13 protein-coding genes and 1 tRNA gene are annotated in these 16,219 nt (G+C 40.8%); 5 read left to right on the top strand and 9 right to left on the bottom strand.

What is annotated here, in order from left to right; genetic code table 11:
- Nucleotides 1-58 precede the first annotated feature (58 nt).
- Nucleotides 59-613 carry a Uma2 family endonuclease gene (locus NOS7107_RS03095; protein WP_015111527.1) on the top strand — a complete coding sequence of 185 codons (555 nt, stop codon included), beginning with the start codon at nucleotides 59-61 and terminating at the stop codon, nucleotides 611-613.
- Nucleotides 614-661: 48 nt separating this feature from the next.
- Here NOS7107_RS03095 and NOS7107_RS03090 read toward each other — a convergent pair whose 3' ends face one another.
- From NOS7107_RS03090 to psbZ, 5 genes are all read right to left on the bottom strand, one after another.
- Nucleotides 662-1,927, bottom strand: coding sequence for a glutamate-5-semialdehyde dehydrogenase (locus tag NOS7107_RS03090; RefSeq protein ID WP_015111526.1), 1,266 nt, complete (start codon nucleotides 1,925-1,927; stop codon nucleotides 662-664).
- 4 nt (nucleotides 1,928-1,931) lie between these two features.
- Nucleotides 1,932-2,339, bottom strand: coding sequence for a hypothetical protein (locus NOS7107_RS03085; RefSeq protein ID WP_015111525.1), 408 nt, complete (start codon nucleotides 2,337-2,339; stop codon nucleotides 1,932-1,934).
- An 809-nt stretch (nucleotides 2,340-3,148) separates the two neighbouring features.
- A tRNA-Gly gene (locus NOS7107_RS03080) sits at nucleotides 3,149-3,220 on the bottom strand.
- Between the two features lie 259 nt (nucleotides 3,221-3,479).
- A complete protein-coding gene (ribH, locus tag NOS7107_RS03075; protein ID WP_015111524.1) occupies nucleotides 3,480-4,037 on the bottom strand; it encodes a 6,7-dimethyl-8-ribityllumazine synthase in 558 nt (185 codons plus the stop codon).
- 226 nt (nucleotides 4,038-4,263) lie between these two features.
- Nucleotides 4,264-4,452 carry a photosystem II reaction center protein PsbZ gene (gene psbZ / locus NOS7107_RS03070; protein ID WP_015111523.1) on the bottom strand — a complete coding sequence of 63 codons (189 nt, stop codon included), beginning with the start codon at nucleotides 4,450-4,452 and terminating at the stop codon, nucleotides 4,264-4,266.
- Nucleotides 4,453-4,624: 172 nt separating this feature from the next.
- Here psbZ and NOS7107_RS03065 point away from each other — a divergent pair, with 172 nt between their 5' ends.
- Entirely contained in the window at nucleotides 4,625-7,348 is a 2,724-nt protein-coding gene (locus NOS7107_RS03065) for a CBS domain-containing protein (protein WP_015111522.1), read from the top strand.
- 114 nt (nucleotides 7,349-7,462) lie between these two features.
- Here the strand turns inward: NOS7107_RS03065 and fghA are convergent, their stop codons facing one another.
- The gene (gene fghA, locus NOS7107_RS03060) at nucleotides 7,463-8,305 is read right to left on the bottom strand and encodes an S-formylglutathione hydrolase (protein WP_015111521.1); all 843 of its coding nucleotides are present in this window, start codon (nucleotides 8,303-8,305) and stop codon (nucleotides 7,463-7,465) included.
- A gap of 189 nt (nucleotides 8,306-8,494) precedes the next feature.
- Between fghA and NOS7107_RS03055 the strand changes: the two genes are divergently transcribed.
- Nucleotides 8,495-10,729 carry a cell envelope integrity protein TolA gene (locus tag NOS7107_RS03055; RefSeq protein WP_015111520.1) on the top strand — a complete coding sequence of 745 codons (2,235 nt, stop codon included), beginning with the start codon at nucleotides 8,495-8,497 and terminating at the stop codon, nucleotides 10,727-10,729.
- A gap of 170 nt (nucleotides 10,730-10,899) precedes the next feature.
- Here the strand turns inward: NOS7107_RS03055 and NOS7107_RS03050 are convergent, their stop codons facing one another.
- Together NOS7107_RS03050 and NOS7107_RS03045 are read right to left on the bottom strand one after the other, a co-directional pair.
- Nucleotides 10,900-11,562, bottom strand: a complete 663-nt coding sequence (locus NOS7107_RS03050; RefSeq protein ID WP_015111519.1) for a Uma2 family endonuclease — start codon at nucleotides 11,560-11,562, stop codon at nucleotides 10,900-10,902.
- A gap of 127 nt (nucleotides 11,563-11,689) precedes the next feature.
- Nucleotides 11,690-12,799, bottom strand: coding sequence for an S-(hydroxymethyl)glutathione dehydrogenase/class III alcohol dehydrogenase (locus tag NOS7107_RS03045; protein ID WP_015111518.1), 1,110 nt, complete (start codon nucleotides 12,797-12,799; stop codon nucleotides 11,690-11,692).
- Between the two features lie 211 nt (nucleotides 12,800-13,010).
- On the opposite strand from NOS7107_RS03045, the gene NOS7107_RS03040 reads away from it, so the two are divergent.
- Nucleotides 13,011-14,294 carry a valine--pyruvate transaminase gene (locus NOS7107_RS03040; protein ID WP_015111517.1) on the top strand — a complete coding sequence of 428 codons (1,284 nt, stop codon included), beginning with the start codon at nucleotides 13,011-13,013 and terminating at the stop codon, nucleotides 14,292-14,294.
- A gap of 306 nt (nucleotides 14,295-14,600) precedes the next feature.
- A complete protein-coding gene (gene rimM, locus NOS7107_RS03035) occupies nucleotides 14,601-15,215 on the top strand; it encodes a ribosome maturation factor RimM (protein ID WP_015111516.1) in 615 nt (204 codons plus the stop codon).
- On the opposite strand, the gene NOS7107_RS03030 is transcribed toward rimM, so the two are convergent.
- A complete protein-coding gene (locus NOS7107_RS03030) occupies nucleotides 15,198-16,202 on the bottom strand; it encodes a serine/threonine-protein kinase (RefSeq protein WP_015111515.1) in 1,005 nt (334 codons plus the stop codon). The two genes, rimM and NOS7107_RS03030, sit on opposite strands and share 18 nt — an antisense overlap.
- Nucleotides 16,203-16,219 lie beyond the last annotated feature (17 nt).

Genomic DNA, 16,219 nt, shown 5'->3' with positions numbered 1-16,219 from the left:
TAGACACTAAAAATTTAGGTTAACATGACAGTAAAGTTAAATATACCTAAAAAGTTGTATGAACCTCACTATTAAAGATGTAGAAAGACTACAACAAAACCTACAAGAAGAGCAGCATGATTACCAAATAGAACTGCAAGAAGGACATATTCTACTTATGGGGCCGTCAGATATTGAATCTAGCGAGATTGGCGCTCAATTAATATTTTTACTTAAACTGTGGGTTAATCCTCGTAAACTAGGGCGGATATTTGACTCAAGTGGTGGGTTTATTATGCCCAACAGCGATTTACGCGCCCCTGATGTTTCTTTTGTAGCAGCAGCAAGATTAAAACGCACTCTAAGAGATTTTGCTGAATTAGTACCTGATTTAGTTGTAGAAATAAAATCAAAAACAGATAGAATTTCTAAGTTAGAAGAAAAAGTTAAATTATTTTTAGAATTAGGTGCCAGAGTGGGAATGTTAATTAATCCAGATGAATTAACTGTGATTGTTTACCGTCTTCATGGCGAAGTAGAAGTTTTAGCTGGTGAAGATAAATTGACTATTGTTGAGTTGTTTCCTGGTTGGGAAGTGGCAATTTCTGAGTTATGGCCGCCTGTATTTGAGTAATTTTAAAAAGTAATTGTTACTCTAAGATGAGAGCGATCGCCTGACATTTTAAAACCTACCATTCCCTTGAATAATATGCTTAACTGTAGTCAAGGTTTCCAAGCTAATAAATCCCCGACGGTGGCCTTTTTGGTTGGACATACCTAAAAATACGGAGTCTCCCCGCGAAGGGTTACGCGAAAATCTAGGGGAAGTGTTGATGTAGGTGGAAGCGCTGTTCACGCCTAAAGCAAACTGCCGACTTTCTTGATAAGATTCCGTCACAATACAGTCAGCATGACCACTGCTATGTTGATTAATCCAAGCGATCGCACCTTCTAAGCTATCCACTAGTTTAAAGGCCACAGTCTTAGTTAAATAGGGACTACCCCAGTCGCTTTCTTTGGCTAGTTGCAATTGGGGAAAAGCTTCAACTAACTCTGCATCACCTTTGATTTCAAAGCCTTTTTCTTTCAAGCTATTCCACAGCACCGATAAAGATGATGGCATAGCTTGACGGTGAATTAATACCTTTTCGATGGCATTCACCGGGTCTGGTTCGCTTTGATGGCTATCAAGAATCATCCAGCGTAGCATTTCTAAGCTGCCATTCAGCGACCAGTACAGGTAACAGTTGCCCATTGCGGACTTTAATACAGGACAAGTTGCTTGTCGCATCACCTGTTGCACCAAACTGGAACGTCCGTAGGGAATTACTAAATTGAGGTACTGGTCTTGAGTAACTAAATCCCGCACAGAAGCACCATGTTCGGCGGTGACTAGTTCAACGCAACCTGGAGGTAAACCAACCTCTTGAATTGCACTTTGGAGTACCTCTGCGATCGCTGCGTTAGAATGACTGGCTTCTGTACTACCTTTGAGAATGATACTATTACCCGTTTTAATACACAAACCTGCGGCGATCGCTCCTAAATCTGGAAATGCCTCATAAATAAAACCAATTACTCCCAAAGCCATTAATTGCGAGTAACTCTGAGAGTCTTCTGGTTGATAGTCAGCATTCCTCACTCGCCGTAGAGGATCTGATAGTTCACCCAAGCGTTGGAGTATTTCTACTGTGATCTCTAGTCGTTTTGGGGTGAGTTTCAGCCAGTCTAAGATTAACTCTGGCACTGCCATTTCTTTACTGGCTTCTAAATCCAGAGTATTAGCTTCTAAAATATCATCAAAAGAACTTTCCAGAGCCTGTGCCATCGCCAACACAGCACGACTGCGGTCTACACCCTTTGTCAACCCCAACTTCAGGGAAGCCTGAAAAGCGCGCTTGGCGCTTTTCATTGGTTCGGGGTAATCATTTACAACTTCAACGGTCATTGAGTTAACGTCGGTAGGTAAGCCAGACCATGAGTGCTGGCAGGATAGCTAATACCACTGCCACTATTGCCCAAGCAATAATGCTAGAACCCTTGGCTAATTTCAATGCTAATGGTAGCCAAATAATCACTAGCACAAAAATAATCCCTAGGGCGATGGGTAGATAGCTTTCTCCCATACGTGGATGGACAACATTCCAACCATTTCCCGTCCAGCGCCAAGCCCGCTTGTAGGGATAGGTGGTCGAAAGTTGTTCTAGGACATATCCATTATCTTGGACAACAAAGATTTGCTGACAGCGATCGCAGCCAAATGCTTCTGTAAGGGTAATTGGAACTAACCGTCCCCTACGTCGACAGGGACAGGGATATTCCTGGTTAAAGTCTATTTTTTCGGGTTTTTGAGGATGCACAAGCGTTCTACTAACTTGAGCGTGTTTTTCATAAGTTGGAGATTTTCCTTCCCTACTAAATGCTTTAGCAGTTGGGTGATCTCACAATCAACTGTTTATATACATATCGAACTCAGGCAAATATTGCCATTATCAACAACACCATCAATTACCAATTTTGTGGAAATGGGTATATCTGTCTGTTGTTTTGTGCCGTAGCTGGCAATCTTGTTTAAGGATTTCCGGCTCTATATGCGTGATTTTCAAGGTAATTTGATCAAGTTTTTGGGGCATTTATGGTGCTTACATATCTAATACAATTCTAAGCTTACGCGCAACTACTCTGAAAACAAACAGTTTGACAAAGCTGCGTTCGCAAGCCAGAATTTTTTGAGAACACTTCCTAAATTCTAACTACCGAGGATTAGATAAAAAGCAGGAGACTTTTTTATCTGACTAACTCCGGAGACAAAAAAATCAAGGTTTTTGGGAAGGGTGAACGGGTATACTTATTCAAAACCCTTACACTCTATACCCAGTTCCCACAGACAATCTTTGTGCGTGAGTCGTGCTTTACCGTATTTTCATTCACCTGATAATGATCCAGTGGTTTATCAGAGATGATAATGGCTCTTTCTTCGCTCAAACATAAATAGTGGCTGACTTTATTGCCAAGAGATGCTGTTTACCTGATCAAACTTATATTCAACTAGCCACTTATAAATCTAGTGTAATCTACCAAAAATATAATGAGCCTAATCCAAATATATATTGGCAGGTTCGCATTCACGCTAATTTCTGCTGATTAAATACATAGACCTATTTGTAAAAGCGGGTAACGCGATTCGAACGCGCGACATCAACCTTGGCAAGGTTGCGCTCTACCACTGAGCTATACCCGCAAACCCACATTAACTATAGTGTCAGATATATTTTGATTTGTCAACCCCTAAGTTTTAGTCAATGGTTATTTGTCATTTATGCTTAGTCAATCAATTTTGGATTTTAGATTTTAGATTGACCCCAAGCTATCAAGTCAGCTAATTTTGGATTTTAGATTTTAGATTATTTCGGTACAAGCCCCGCCCGAAGTCAAGGGGAACAAATCCAAAAGACGCTCGCGGACTCGCTAACGCAAATCTAAAATCCAAAATTGTTTGACTACTGACTGTTAACTATTGACTCTTGACCGTGAGCAGCAGGCAAAGATTGGGGATTTAAAGAGTATGATTCTGTGAGGTTAGAACGTAATTTCCGCATGAGACTGGCCATTTCTAAGGCATTCATGGCATAGTCCCAACCATGATTAGCTTTAATCCCGGCTCGTTCTAGGGCTTGCTGCATTGTATCTACTGTCAAAATGCCAAAAATTACCGGAACACCAGTTTGAAAGCTGGCTGCGGCAATGCCTTTGGCTACTTCCGAAGACACGTAATCAAAATGGGGCGTTTGTCCGCGGATAACCGCGCCTAAACAAATGATCGCATCATAACGCTGGGAAAGTGCTAGTTGACGGGCAACAATTGGCACTTCAAAACTTCCCGGAACCCAAACATAATCTACTTGATTACCGTGGGGGTTGGGATCTACACCATGACGTTTCAAGCAATCTTGACATCCTTCCACCAGCTTTGTAGTAACAAGGTCATTAAATCGACCAATCACAACTGCAAAACGTAAGGGTTCAGTTTGAGTAAAAGTTCCCTCAAAAACTGCCATGACTGCCTCTTAATCAACTATACTCTTGCCAATATACATTTCTTCTTTGCAGATGGTTGAGATGAAGCGCACAATTATAGGAAAGTGCTGAGTTATGAGTGCGGAGGAGAGAAGTAAGTTGATTTCAGCGATATCTACCAAGAATGAGAAAAAAGGTAAATAAAACCATTTACCTTTTTCTTTTGCTATCAGCTTTATGCTATTTTATTGGACTATTGTCAAGCGCCTAGACTACAAAAAAGTTTAATATACCAACTAACAGTACCAGGGCAATCCAAACTCCAGAACCCAGCCACAATAATCTTTTCGATTCTACCCAACTTTGTGGGGTAGCATAGGCAACAGGAACGCCAACAACCAGTACAAAAGACATCAAAACAAGAGCTACTAAAGCGAACTGGAATATTATGGTCATTTTTGCTTCTCCCAAGACAGCGTAATACTAAAGATAGAATATCCTAAAGGGCGACACTGACAGTTTTTCCTTATTTTTTAACCTAGCAGAAATTGATACACTTTGGTTATTTGTCCTTAGTCATTCGTCCTTTGTTCTTTGTTTAAGTATTAATGACTGATGATTAAGGATTATGGACTTAATTCTTTGCCACACAACGGCTGATTTTGATGCTTTGGGGGCAGCGGTTGGGCTGACGTGCTTGCAACCGGGGAGTAAGATTGTGTTGACAGGCGGCGCACATCCACCTGTGAGAGATTTTTTGGCGTTACATCGAGATGAGTATCCGCTGATTGAACGACGTTCAGTGAATCCGCAAACAATTCGTTCGATTACTGTAGTTGATACACAAAAGCGCGATCGCCTGGGTAAAGCAGCTGAATGGTTAGATCTACCCAGTGTAAAAGAAATTGTAGTTTATGACCATCACTTAGGGCAAGAGGGTGATATTCCGGCGACGCAATTGCATATTGCCCCGGTGGGTGCTTGCACAACTTTAATGGTGGAGCAATTACAACAACAACAAATTTCCCTCACCCCATCTCAAGCAACAGTGATGGCTTTGGGTATCCATGTTGATACAGGTTCATTAACGTATGATTTATCAACAGCTAGGGATGCTTTAGCTTTGGCTTGGTTGATGCAGCAAGGCGCAAGTTTAGGAGTTATTTCTACTTATCGTGACCCTGGTTTATCACCACAGTTACAACAGCTATTAACCACAGCCTTACAAGAGTTAGAATATCTCTGCTTGCGTAGTTATACCCTTGCTTGGGTAACTTTAAAAACAGAGGCTTTTGTGCCTGGGTTATCGAGTTTAGCATCACAAATAGTCGAGTTAAGCGAAATTGATGCTTTATTGTTAGTCAATGAATATCCATTGGGGGAAGATGAATCAAGATTAACTGTGATTGGGCGATCGCAAATTCCTGGTGTCAATCTTAACTTGTTATTTCAACCCTTTGGCGGTGGTGGACATTCCCAAGCTGCATCACTCAACTTGCGGGGAGTGGATACACAAGCAACTCTAGAAGAACTTTTGGAAGGTTTAAAAGTTTCCATTCCCCATCCCCTCACCGCCAGAGATTTGATGTCTTCCCCAGTCCGCACCATTCGCCCAGAAACTACCATTGCCGAAGCACAGCGGATTTTATTACGTTATGGGCATTCTGGGTTATCTGTAGTTGATGCCCAAGGACAGTTAGTCGGCATTATTTCCAGGAGAGATTTAGATATTGCCTTTCACCACGGCTTTAGTCATGCACCAGTCAAAGGTTACATGACTATCAATCTCAAAACCATCACCCCAGATACCACCCTGCCACAAATCGAGTCGCTAATGGTGACTTATGATATCGGACGCTTACCAGTCTTAGAAGATGGACAATTAGTTGGTATCGTCACCCGTACCGATGTTCTACGGGAGTTACATCAAAACAGTGAGGAATTTCAAAACCTCAGCCCTCAAAACTCAGCACTCAGCACTCAGCACGCTGCTCAACTCCCGCTACCGCTAACAGCACTTAATATCGCCTCACGTCTTGCACCCCAACTGTGGCAATTACTCACCAAAGCCTCCCAAGCAGCAGAAAAACGCGGTTGGCATCTTTACCTAGTTGGTGGTGCTGTGCGGGACTTGCTATTAGCCGAAACCACCAACAAATTAATGATTAAAGATATTGATTTGGTCGTAGATGGCTTTCACAAATCAGCAGATGTTGGTGCTGGGGTGGAATTAGCAAAAGCATTACAAGCACTTTACCCAGCCGCACGTTTAGAAATTCATGGTGCTTTTCAAACTGCGGCTTTGTTGTGGCACAAAGATGCAGAATTAGATTCGTTGTGGGTGGATATTGCCACCGCTAGAACAGAATTTTATCCTTACCCAGCGGCGAACCCTGAAGTTGAGGCGAGTTCTATTCGCCAAGATTTGTACCGTCGAGATTTTACTATCAATGCAATGGCATTGCGGCTAACTTCTCCCCGTTCGGGCGAATTACTCGATTTTTTTGGTGGTTTATTAGATTTACAAGCCAAGCAAATTCGGGTTTTACACGCCAATAGTTTTATTGAAGATCCTACTCGGATTTATCGTGGTGTGCGCTTTGCTGTGCGCTTTGGATTTGATTTTGAACCGCGAACAGAAGAGTACATTCGTTATGCAATTAACAGTGGTGTTTACGATCGCACTGCTCAACAAAATAGCAGAACTCCCGCTTTGCAAACTCGACTGAAAACCGAATTGAAACATATCTTAGAAGCACCGTACTGGAAATCGGCTTTGCAATTACTCGATAACTTGCAGGCTTTGCAGTGCATCCATTCCACTCTCTCCTTAGATGCTGAACTCCTGCGTCAACTGCGGTTATTAGAACGCTGTCTGCGGAGATTTGATCCCCAACTCACCTTTATTCACTGGCAAATGCGCTTAGAAGCGTTAATTGCCTACCTCAAACCAGAATATCGGGAAAAAGTCGCCAAAAATCTGCAATTACAAGAAGATAGCATTCACCGCTTGCAAAATTTAGCTTCAGCGCAAGCAGAGGTTAATGAATTGTTACCGGAATTGCAGCGTCCCAGTCAAATTGTACAGTTACTGAAAAAGTATGACTTACCAATGCTGATTTTAATCGCCTTGCAAAGCCCGCGATCGCTCCGACAAAAAATCTGGCATTACTTAACAGTATTGGCGTACATCCAACCAATTTTAAATGGTAACGACCTGAAGCAATTAGGCTACAAACCAGGCCCCCAATATCGGCAAATTCTTGATGCTATTCTTGTTGCTACTTTAGATAGAGTAACTACAAATAAAATAGAAGCAGAACAATTTTTAAGTACAAATTATCCCAAATAATCAGTTATTTTCTTGATAAAATTATGCAAATCCAAACACAAAAAAAACATTACACTCCAGAAGAATATTTAAATCTAGAGGAAATTTCAGAATTTAAGTAATTTATAGCTTACCTTAAGTTAGCGCGATCGCGTGATGGCGAATGTGATCAGCAATAAAACTAGCAATAAAATAGTAACTATGGTCATAGCCAACTTGGTAACGTAAATTGAGGGGTTGATTTACAGATGCACAGGCTTGTTCAAATATTTCTGGTTTTAATTGTTCAGTTAAAAATTTATCTGCCGTGCCTTGGTCAATTAAAATGAGACTATGATAGCCTAGTTTTCTGACTAATTCACTCGCATCATAAGTACGCCAACTATCTTGATTACTATCTAAATATCCGCTAAAAGCCTTTTTTCCCCAAGGACAACTCATAGGTGCAACGATAGGCGCAAAAGCTGACACTGATTTGTATTGTTTGGGGTTACGTATAGCACAAACTAGCGCCCCATGTCCCCCCATAGAATGACCGAAAATGCCTTGTTTATCGGGTTTTATCGGGAAATTAGCTGCAATGATAGCAGGTAATTCTTGGACAATGTAACTATACATTTGATAGTGCGATCGCCACGGTTCTGCGGTAGCATCAACATAAAATCCTGCACCCGTACCGAAATCCCAAGCATCATCTTCACTCATAATGCCAGTATTTCGAGGACTAGTATCTGGTGCCACTAACATTAAACCATACTCGGCGGCATAACGTTGCGCCCCAGCCTTGACCATGAAATTTTCTTCTGTACAAGTCAAACCAGACAAAAAGTAAAGAACTGGTACTGGTTTGTGTGCTGCTTGGGGAGGCTGATAAACAGCAAAGCGCATTTCACTGTGACAAGTTGTAGAAGTATGAGAGTAAAAACCGAGTTTACCGTCAAAGCATTGATATTCAGAGATAGTTTGCAGATGCGTCATGATTGCCAAATTTTTAATTTAAATTCTGGAATACTTGAAATTTAAGGTGTAACAAATAGTAGCGATCGCAACTTTAAATTGCTTTATTCAAGCATAATAAAATGTTAAATACACAAACAGCAACTTTGCTCAAAATTAAGAATAAAACAGCAAGAAGACTGCTAAAACAATTATTGCGGGCTTGAAACAATGTACTCCAGAATACATAAACTATTTCAAAACGCTTCTTCTTCAGAATCATCAAATAAAAATCCATTTGCGCCACGTAGTTTTAAAGTTACTTCTTCGGAAGAAGAAACGCTCCAAGCACAGCAAAAACCCAATTTACAAAGTAATAGAAAGTCTGGCGATGGTTTTCCAAATGTCTCAATGTTTCTTCCGCGTCCTCCAGCACCAACACCACGATTGCAGATGAAACTCACCATTGGGCAATCTGGGGATACGTATGAGCAAGAAGCAGACCAGTTAGCAGCAGATGCTGTGCAGCAAATCAACGCTAAGGAGTTGGTAGAGGAAGACAAACCCCCAAGGTCGCTAATGACTCATGGGTTGACCCATGTAGTGCAGCAAAATAAGGATGCTTCAAAATTTCAAAATCCTGTAGAGCTAGAACAGATTAACCAAGCCATTATTCAACGTTGTTTAAATCTAGATGACCCATCCTGGGAAGCATCAATTTTTAGTTACTTTGTATCTTATGCCCTCAAGCAAGCTAAACAAACATTACAAGATGCGTTTACAGAACTCAAAGACCTAGTTTCTCGTATTGAGGAATCTATCTCTACACTCAAGGAAAACAACTTTGTATCAGACCTTTCTCAGTTACAACAATTTATTGAAACAGCTAAAGCAAAACCAAAAATTACATATTCTGAAGGTCAAGACTTATTAGAAAAGATCAAGCAACACAAATCTGTCGCAGAACAACTAGAAGAAGAAGTTGAAACTGCTATAGAGCAACAGAACATCGAAGAACAAAAACAGAAGGAACAAGAGGAGGAAAACAAAAAAGCCGAACTTAAACGACAAAAAGAAGCAGAAATCCAACAGAAAAAAGAAGAAGAACTCAAACAACAAGCCGAACTTAAACAACAAGAAGAAATTAAACGACAAGAAGAAGCAAAAATTGTTGCTGAACAAGAGGCACAGAAAAAAGAAGAAGCAAGGAAAAAACAAGAGGAGAAAAATCGGAGAAAAGCCGAAGCAAGAGCAGAAAAAAAACGGCAGGAACAAGCAGAAAAAGAAAAGAAACAGGAAGCAGAACAAAAGGAGTTGGAAAGAAAACGCGAAGAAAGAAGGAAACTACAAGATGAGGAAGAAAAGAAACGACAAGCAATAGAAATGCAACGTCAGGAGGAAAAACTTAAAAAACAGGAAGAAGAACGTAAACGCCAGGAAGAAGAGAACAAGAAGAAAAAAGAAAAGATAGATCAGTTAGAAATTGAAGCTCAAAAACTAGAACCGCAAATAACAAATAAATCAGCCAACGATGTAACCAAAGAGTTACAAAATGCTTTCAAAGCAGAATATCAGAAGACTTATAAAAATATACAAGGTAAAGATCCAGCGGCTGATCAATCAGCCATAGAGACATTTAAGAAAATAATTCCGCTCACAACTCAAATTTATAACGAATTGGAGAGCATTTCCGCAAACGAGATGCAGATGGCACTGAAAAATTCATATATTAACAGCTTGTGCAATAATCTTAAGCAGACCATTTTGGGGGATAAAGGAATTAGTGACACGTCCTTCCTACTTGCCAGTACATTCAAAAAAGAAGTTGGTAAGATATGCAAATATTACCAGGAAATAGAGCAATTAGAACTAGAAAATAATACAATCAAGCAGAATGATAACTATCCACCTGAATGGAAAAGAGAAACAAACGATGTATTTACACAATTAGACACAAATAAAAATAATTATGACAAGGGTAAATTAGGAGAATCTATCTCCCAATTCAAAAGAGATCATGTTCAGCAATACTACCAATATTTTGATAAAAAAGCTAAAGCTGAGGCTATTAAATTAGCTTATGAAAAAACAGTGGAAGGTCAATTTATGCAAAACCCATCTGTTAAGGAGCTAGAAAAACTTGTCACGCTTGGGGAAGTTCAAATAGGAAAAATTAAAAGCGCTTACATTACAAGCTATGATAATAAAGAAAAAGGTGAATTCTCAATTGAATGTCCGTTAGAAATAGGGCAAGAACAGTATAGAAACGTGGTAGTTCATGTTCACTGTAATTCTGATGGTAGTGCCAAAGATGGAAATAGCGCTCACTTTAAATTAGCCAATGAAAAATATCATGGAAAGACTTGGGAATTGTCGAAAATGTTGAGGGATAATCTCATTCCATCCGAATATGCAATGCGTAATGCAGGAGAAACATATTTAGGTAACTACTTGGATAAGTTTTAAATTTTAACATTCCTGTGAGGGTTAAAAAAATTCAATGAGAATTTTATCTTAACTGTATTAGTGTATGGAGAAGCGATCGCTATCATTCTATTCCGTAGAGATTTATTTGTTCGCTTTGTGGTGTCTGCATGATTAAATTTGATCCCATTAAATCATTGCTAATATCTAAACTATTGCTGGATTTGTGCTTGCAACATTTTCCGAAAAGCGCGTTTAGTTTGGGTTTCGCCTTGAGTTTTGCATTGGGACAAAAAATCGTAAACCATTGATTTAGTTAATATCGCAAATGTGGCACTAGTTTCTGATTCTATATATTTTTCTTGTTCTAAAAGGTAAATAGTTAATTTTGTACCGTTGTAACGCCAAAACTCAGGAACTTTCATATCCTGATACATTTGTTTTTTATTGATATCTGTATGCGTGATATCTACTTCTAAAATTAAATCTGGAGGTGGATCTACTGCTAAATTTACTGTTTTACCTCTCACAGCAGGCTCATTTTGAATGTAGTAACATTTATCAGGCTCTGCCCCTACTTTTGATTTTGGTATTTTTAGCGTCGTTGAAGCCATACTTTTAATATTAAGGTTCAGTTCCTCAGTCAAAAGATGAATCAACATCCCAATATTTTCACTACCACTTTCATGTTCTTCTAAAGGTGTCATAATCTCCAACATACCTTGATAATATGTCAGTCTGGCTGCACGATTATCACCCAAAGCATCAAGAATTTGCTCATAAGCAGACCAACTAATGTTATGCAGCGTGACGCGCTTTTCTGCAAGTGGTGTTTCTTGAGGATTGCTGCTTATCACTTCACTGGTAGTAATCATTTGCATCTCCCAAGTTTGGTAGCAGTTAAATTAATTAGGTGTAGGTTGGGTGGAGGAACGGAACCCAACATTCGAGCATACTTTGTTGGGTTACGCTATCGCTACACCCAACCTACTATTTTCTTAACTAAAACGTTACAACACTGCGAATAGATTCACCTTTGTGCATTAATTCTAAAGCATGACTAATTTGTTCAATTGGCATTACATGGGTAATTAAATCATCGATGTTGATTTTGCCATCCATATACCAATCAACAATTTTCGGCACATCTGTGCGTCCTCTTGCACCACCGAAAGCTGAACCTTTCCAGACTCTACCTGTAACTAATTGAAACGGACGTGTGCTGATTTCTTGTCCTGCGCCAGCCACGCCAATAATTACACTCACACCCCAACCTTTATGGCAGCATTCTAATGCTTGACGCATAATATTGACATTGCCAATACATTCAAAGGTGTAGTCTGCACCGCCTTTAGTTAAATCAACTAAGTAAGGGACTAAATCACCTTCGACTTCTTTCGGGTTAACAAAGTGCGTCATCCCAAACTTTTCGGCTAAGACGCGTTTGCTGGGATTAATATCTACCCCCACAATCATATCTGCTCCTACCATTCGCGCTCCTTGGATGACGTTTAAGCCAATACCACCCAAACCGAACACGATAACTTTTGCTCCCGGTTCTACTTTGGCGGTATAAATCACTGCACCTATACCAGTTGTAACACCGCAACCAATGTAACAAACCTTATCAAATGGGGCATCTTCTCGAATTTTGGCGACAGCAATTTCTGGTAAGACTGTGTAATTAGCAAAAGTCGATGTACCCATGTAGTGGTGAATCATTTCACCACCAATACTAAAACGACTAGTACCGTTGGGCATTACGCCGAGTCCTTGGGTAGAGCGAATGGCTTGACAGAGATTGGTTTTGAGGCTGAGACAATATTCACACTGACGACACTCTGGGGTGTAGAGTGGGATGACATGATCTCCTGGTTTGACGCTGGTAACACCAGCCCCCACCTCTACGACTATACCAGCGCCTTCATGACCTAAAATTGCCGGAAATAAACCTTCAGGATCAGCACCAGAAAGAGTATAAGCATCAGTGTGACAAACTCCCGAAGCTTTAATTTCTACTAAAACTTCTCCAGCTTCTGGCCCTGATAATTGCACGGTTTCAATAGTTAGCGGCTTTCCCGCGCCATAAGCTACTGCGGCTTTAACTTCCACGCGTTAGCCCTCCTAGATATAAGTTGTATTAATAAAATCTTATGGGTTTATATCAATGGATGCTGAGAAGAATCTTTTTTATCTAAAATTGCATTTTTTTGTGAGATTGGTACATTAGTTACAGGCGGCAAACTTGGAAGATGATATCTATCTGCCGCATGAATTTTATAATTTTGTCAACATCTCAGTTAATTCTAATTCTACAAAGCTTATGAACCCTGCCCTAACGAAAATTGGCGCTCAAATGTCCAACCTCACTGGTGTACGCGCAATTATGAAGGACATTGTAGAAACGTTGCAAGCGAGTCAGGGGCAGGAATTAATTAATTTAAGTGCGGGAAATCCGTTGATTTTGCCAGAGGTGGAACAGTTGTGGCGAGATGCAACAGCAGAACTTTTGGCGAGTTCGGAATATGGGGAGGTGGTTTGTCGATATGGTTCCAGTCAAGGTTACGGGCCATTAATTGAAGCGATCGCAAATGATTTCAACAAACGCTATGGTTTAAACTTAACCTCTCGTAATATCTTAATTACTCCCGGTAGCCAAAGTCTTTATTTCTACGCTGCTAATGCTTTTGGTGGCTATGACATTGATGGTGAACTGCGACAAATTGTTTTACCACTGAGTCCCGACTACACAGGTTATGGCGGTGTGTGTTTGTATCCAGAGGCTTTAATTGCTTACAAACCAACACTAGATATAGACGCAGCTAACCACAAATTTAAATATCGCCCCGACTTTAGCCAATTGGCGGTGTCAGAACAAACTGGTTGTATTATCTTCTCCCGCCCATGCAACCCCACAGGTAACGTCCTCACAGCCGATGAAGTGCATAAAATTACTGCCCTCGCTGCAACTCACAATGTACCTGTGTTGATTGATTCTGCTTATGCGCCTCCCTTCCCATCGTTGAATTTCACAGAGATGGAGCCGATATTTGGGGAAAATATTATTCACTGCATGAGTTTATCCAAAGCCGGTTTACCAGGGGAACGTATTGGTGTAGCAATTGGTGATGAAAAGTTCATTCAAGTGCTGGAGTCATTCCAGACAAACTTGTGTATTCATGCTTCTCGTTATGGACAAGCGATCGCCTCTCGTGCGATCAACTCCGGTAAACTGGTAGATATTGCCGCCCAAGTTATTCGGCCTTTTTACCAAAACAAATTTGCTGTTCTAGAAACTACTCTAGATGCTGCTATGCCGAAAGATTTACCTTGGTTCCTCCACCGTGGTGAAGGCGCAATTTTTGCGTGGTTGTGGTTGAAAGATTTACCCATTACTGATTGGGAATTCTACCAAGAACTCAAAAAAGTTGGGGTAATTGTGGTTCCTGGTAGTACCTTCTTCCCTGGTTTACAAGAAGAATGGCCTCACAAACACCAATGTTTACGCATTAGCTTAACTGGTAGTGATGCTGAGATTGTACTTGGGATGCAGCGTCTTGCCAAAGTAGCAGAGCAAGTTTATCAGCAGGCGGCGGTGAGTGCATAAGGAAGGCAGAAGGCAGGAGGCAGGAGGTAGGAGGTAAAAGTCTTACTATGCCAGGTATTCGTGCTTTATACTTTGACTGCTATGTTCTCGCGCCTGGCGACTGAAGTCGCGGCTACATGGACGAAACCCCTCCGGTTCGCCCGTCGCCTGCGGAGGGAAACCCTCCCGCAGCGCTGGTCTCACCGCTTGCGCGGGTTCCAAAACTTTGATTTTTTTAGTCCGCGCAGGCGGACTTTGTTTTTATAGCCGCGAATTCCATTCGTCAGGGCTATGTGCTGTTGACTATTGACCTTTGACTATTGACCAATGACCAAAAAACAGAAGAATCAAAAACCTGAAAAAAAATCGCCACTTCCTACTCTCAACTCCTCATTGCCCAATTTAGATGATTGGTTGGCAATTGGGAAAATTGTTGCGCCTCAAGGGTTGGCTGGGGAATTACGAGTGTATCCAGAAACGGATTTTCCCGAACGCTTTGAAGTACCGGGAACACGTTGGATGTTACGTCCTGGCCAAACAGAACTACAAACTATAGAATTATTGGATGGTCGTTATGTCGAGGGGAAAAATTTATACGTGATTAGTATAGCTGGCGTAGAAACGCGTGATCAAGCTGAGGAATTACGTGATTGTCGGTTATTTGTCCCAGAAAGCGATCGCCCCGAATTAGGCGAAGATGAATATCATGTTGTCGATTTAATTGGTTTGGAAGTTTATCTCCAAGCATCTGGTGAACTGTTGGGGAAAGTGGTAGATGTCATCCCCGCAGGTAATGATTTATTAGAAGTCGAATTACTCAATCATGAAAAGGCCAACAAAAAAGTTTTAATTCCCTTTGTCAAAGAAATTACACCAGTTGTAGATATACAAGCCCGACGTGTGGAAATTCTACCGCCGCCAGGGTTACTGGAAATCAATTGAAGATTGGCTTTCTTCTAACTGCTGAGTTGCACCACCCGGTTGCGAAAAAACTAACGTTGTTAGTCCTACTGCTAACATTCCCAGCCCGGCTAAGGCTAACATCGCTGTACGTTTTTTCAACTTCATCGCAGCTAGTAAAATTTCTCTGACAGACGCATTACCTGTAACTGGAATTGACCTAAGTGCTGTTAAAGCAACTGAAGCATTGGGATAACGGTCTTTCCTGTTAGGTTGCACCATTGTGAACAACCATGAACGAAAAGCTGGATGGAGATAACTTTCTAGTTTGGGAAATTGTAAGCCGCTATGACTAATATTTACTGTCTGGGTATTTGTGAGTAAGCAAATCAATGTTGCCCCAACACTATATAAATCTGAAGCTGGTGTCAAAGCATGACCCAACTGTTCTTCTGGAGGAATAAAACCAGGAGTACCAGCAGATAAGGTAGTTAAAGCTATTTTGCCATTTTGTTGGCGAGCCAAACCAAAATCAACTAAATAAGCATTTAGTTGCTCATCAACTAATACATTTTCTGGTTTAATATCCCGATGGATAATTGGGTCAGTTTGCTGTTGCAGATAAACCAAAATTTCTAAAAGTGAGATGGCTATTTGCTTAATTTCCGTCGAAGAAAAACAGCATTTTGTTTTCAAAGATACAGCTTGCTTATACTCTTGGACTAAATAAAAATTCTCTGCGGTTGCAAAAGAATCTGTGTAGCTAGGAATACGCGGATGCTGGAGTTGTTGCAAGATAGCAATTTCGTGTTCATAGGCTTTTGCACCTGACCAATCAGCAGTTTCATTGGCACAAATGAACTTTTTAATGACTACTAGTTGTTGGGATTTACACTCACTAGCAAGGTAAACAATGCGTCCATCTGCGTGATTACGCCCCAGTTCTCGAATCACTCGATAGCCTTGCAAAGAAAAATCTGGATGGTGACTGACGGGAATTGTCCCTTTATTACGCACATCAAGCTCCATTACACACCACCTGAGTT

This window comes from Nostoc sp. PCC 7107 (genome assembly GCF_000316625.1).
Lineage (GTDB): Bacteria > Cyanobacteriota > Cyanobacteriia > Cyanobacteriales > Nostocaceae > Nostoc_B.
The sequence above is the reverse complement of the archived record's forward strand: the minus strand, read 5'-3'. Positions and strand labels throughout refer to the sequence as shown.

Excerpts from the sequence above, each read along its gene's own strand:
- NOS7107_RS03065 (WP_015111522.1), top strand. The coding sequence starts at position 4,625 with ATGGACTTAATTCTTTGCCACACAACGGCTGATTTTGATGCTTTGGGG.
- ribH (WP_015111524.1), bottom strand. The coding sequence starts at position 4,037 with ATGGCAGTTTTTGAGGGAACTTTTACTCAAACTGAACCCTTACGTTTT.
- psbZ (WP_015111523.1), bottom strand. The coding sequence starts at position 4,452 with ATGACCATAATATTCCAGTTCGCTTTAGTAGCTCTTGTTTTGATGTCT.
- NOS7107_RS03040 (WP_015111517.1), top strand. The coding sequence starts at position 13,011 with ATGAACCCTGCCCTAACGAAAATTGGCGCTCAAATGTCCAACCTCACT.
- rimM (WP_015111516.1), top strand. The coding sequence starts at position 14,601 with ATGACCAAAAAACAGAAGAATCAAAAACCTGAAAAAAAATCGCCACTT.
- NOS7107_RS03095 (WP_015111527.1), top strand. The coding sequence starts at position 59 with ATGAACCTCACTATTAAAGATGTAGAAAGACTACAACAAAACCTACAA.
- fghA (WP_015111521.1), bottom strand. The coding sequence starts at position 8,305 with ATGACGCATCTGCAAACTATCTCTGAATATCAATGCTTTGACGGTAAA.
- NOS7107_RS03030 (WP_015111515.1), bottom strand. The coding sequence starts at position 16,202 with ATGGAGCTTGATGTGCGTAATAAAGGGACAATTCCCGTCAGTCACCAT.
- NOS7107_RS03090 (WP_015111526.1), bottom strand. The coding sequence starts at position 1,927 with ATGACCGTTGAAGTTGTAAATGATTACCCCGAACCAATGAAAAGCGCC.
- NOS7107_RS03050 (WP_015111519.1), bottom strand. The coding sequence starts at position 11,562 with ATGATTACTACCAGTGAAGTGATAAGCAGCAATCCTCAAGAAACACCA.
- NOS7107_RS03055 (WP_015111520.1), top strand. The coding sequence starts at position 8,495 with ATGTACTCCAGAATACATAAACTATTTCAAAACGCTTCTTCTTCAGAA.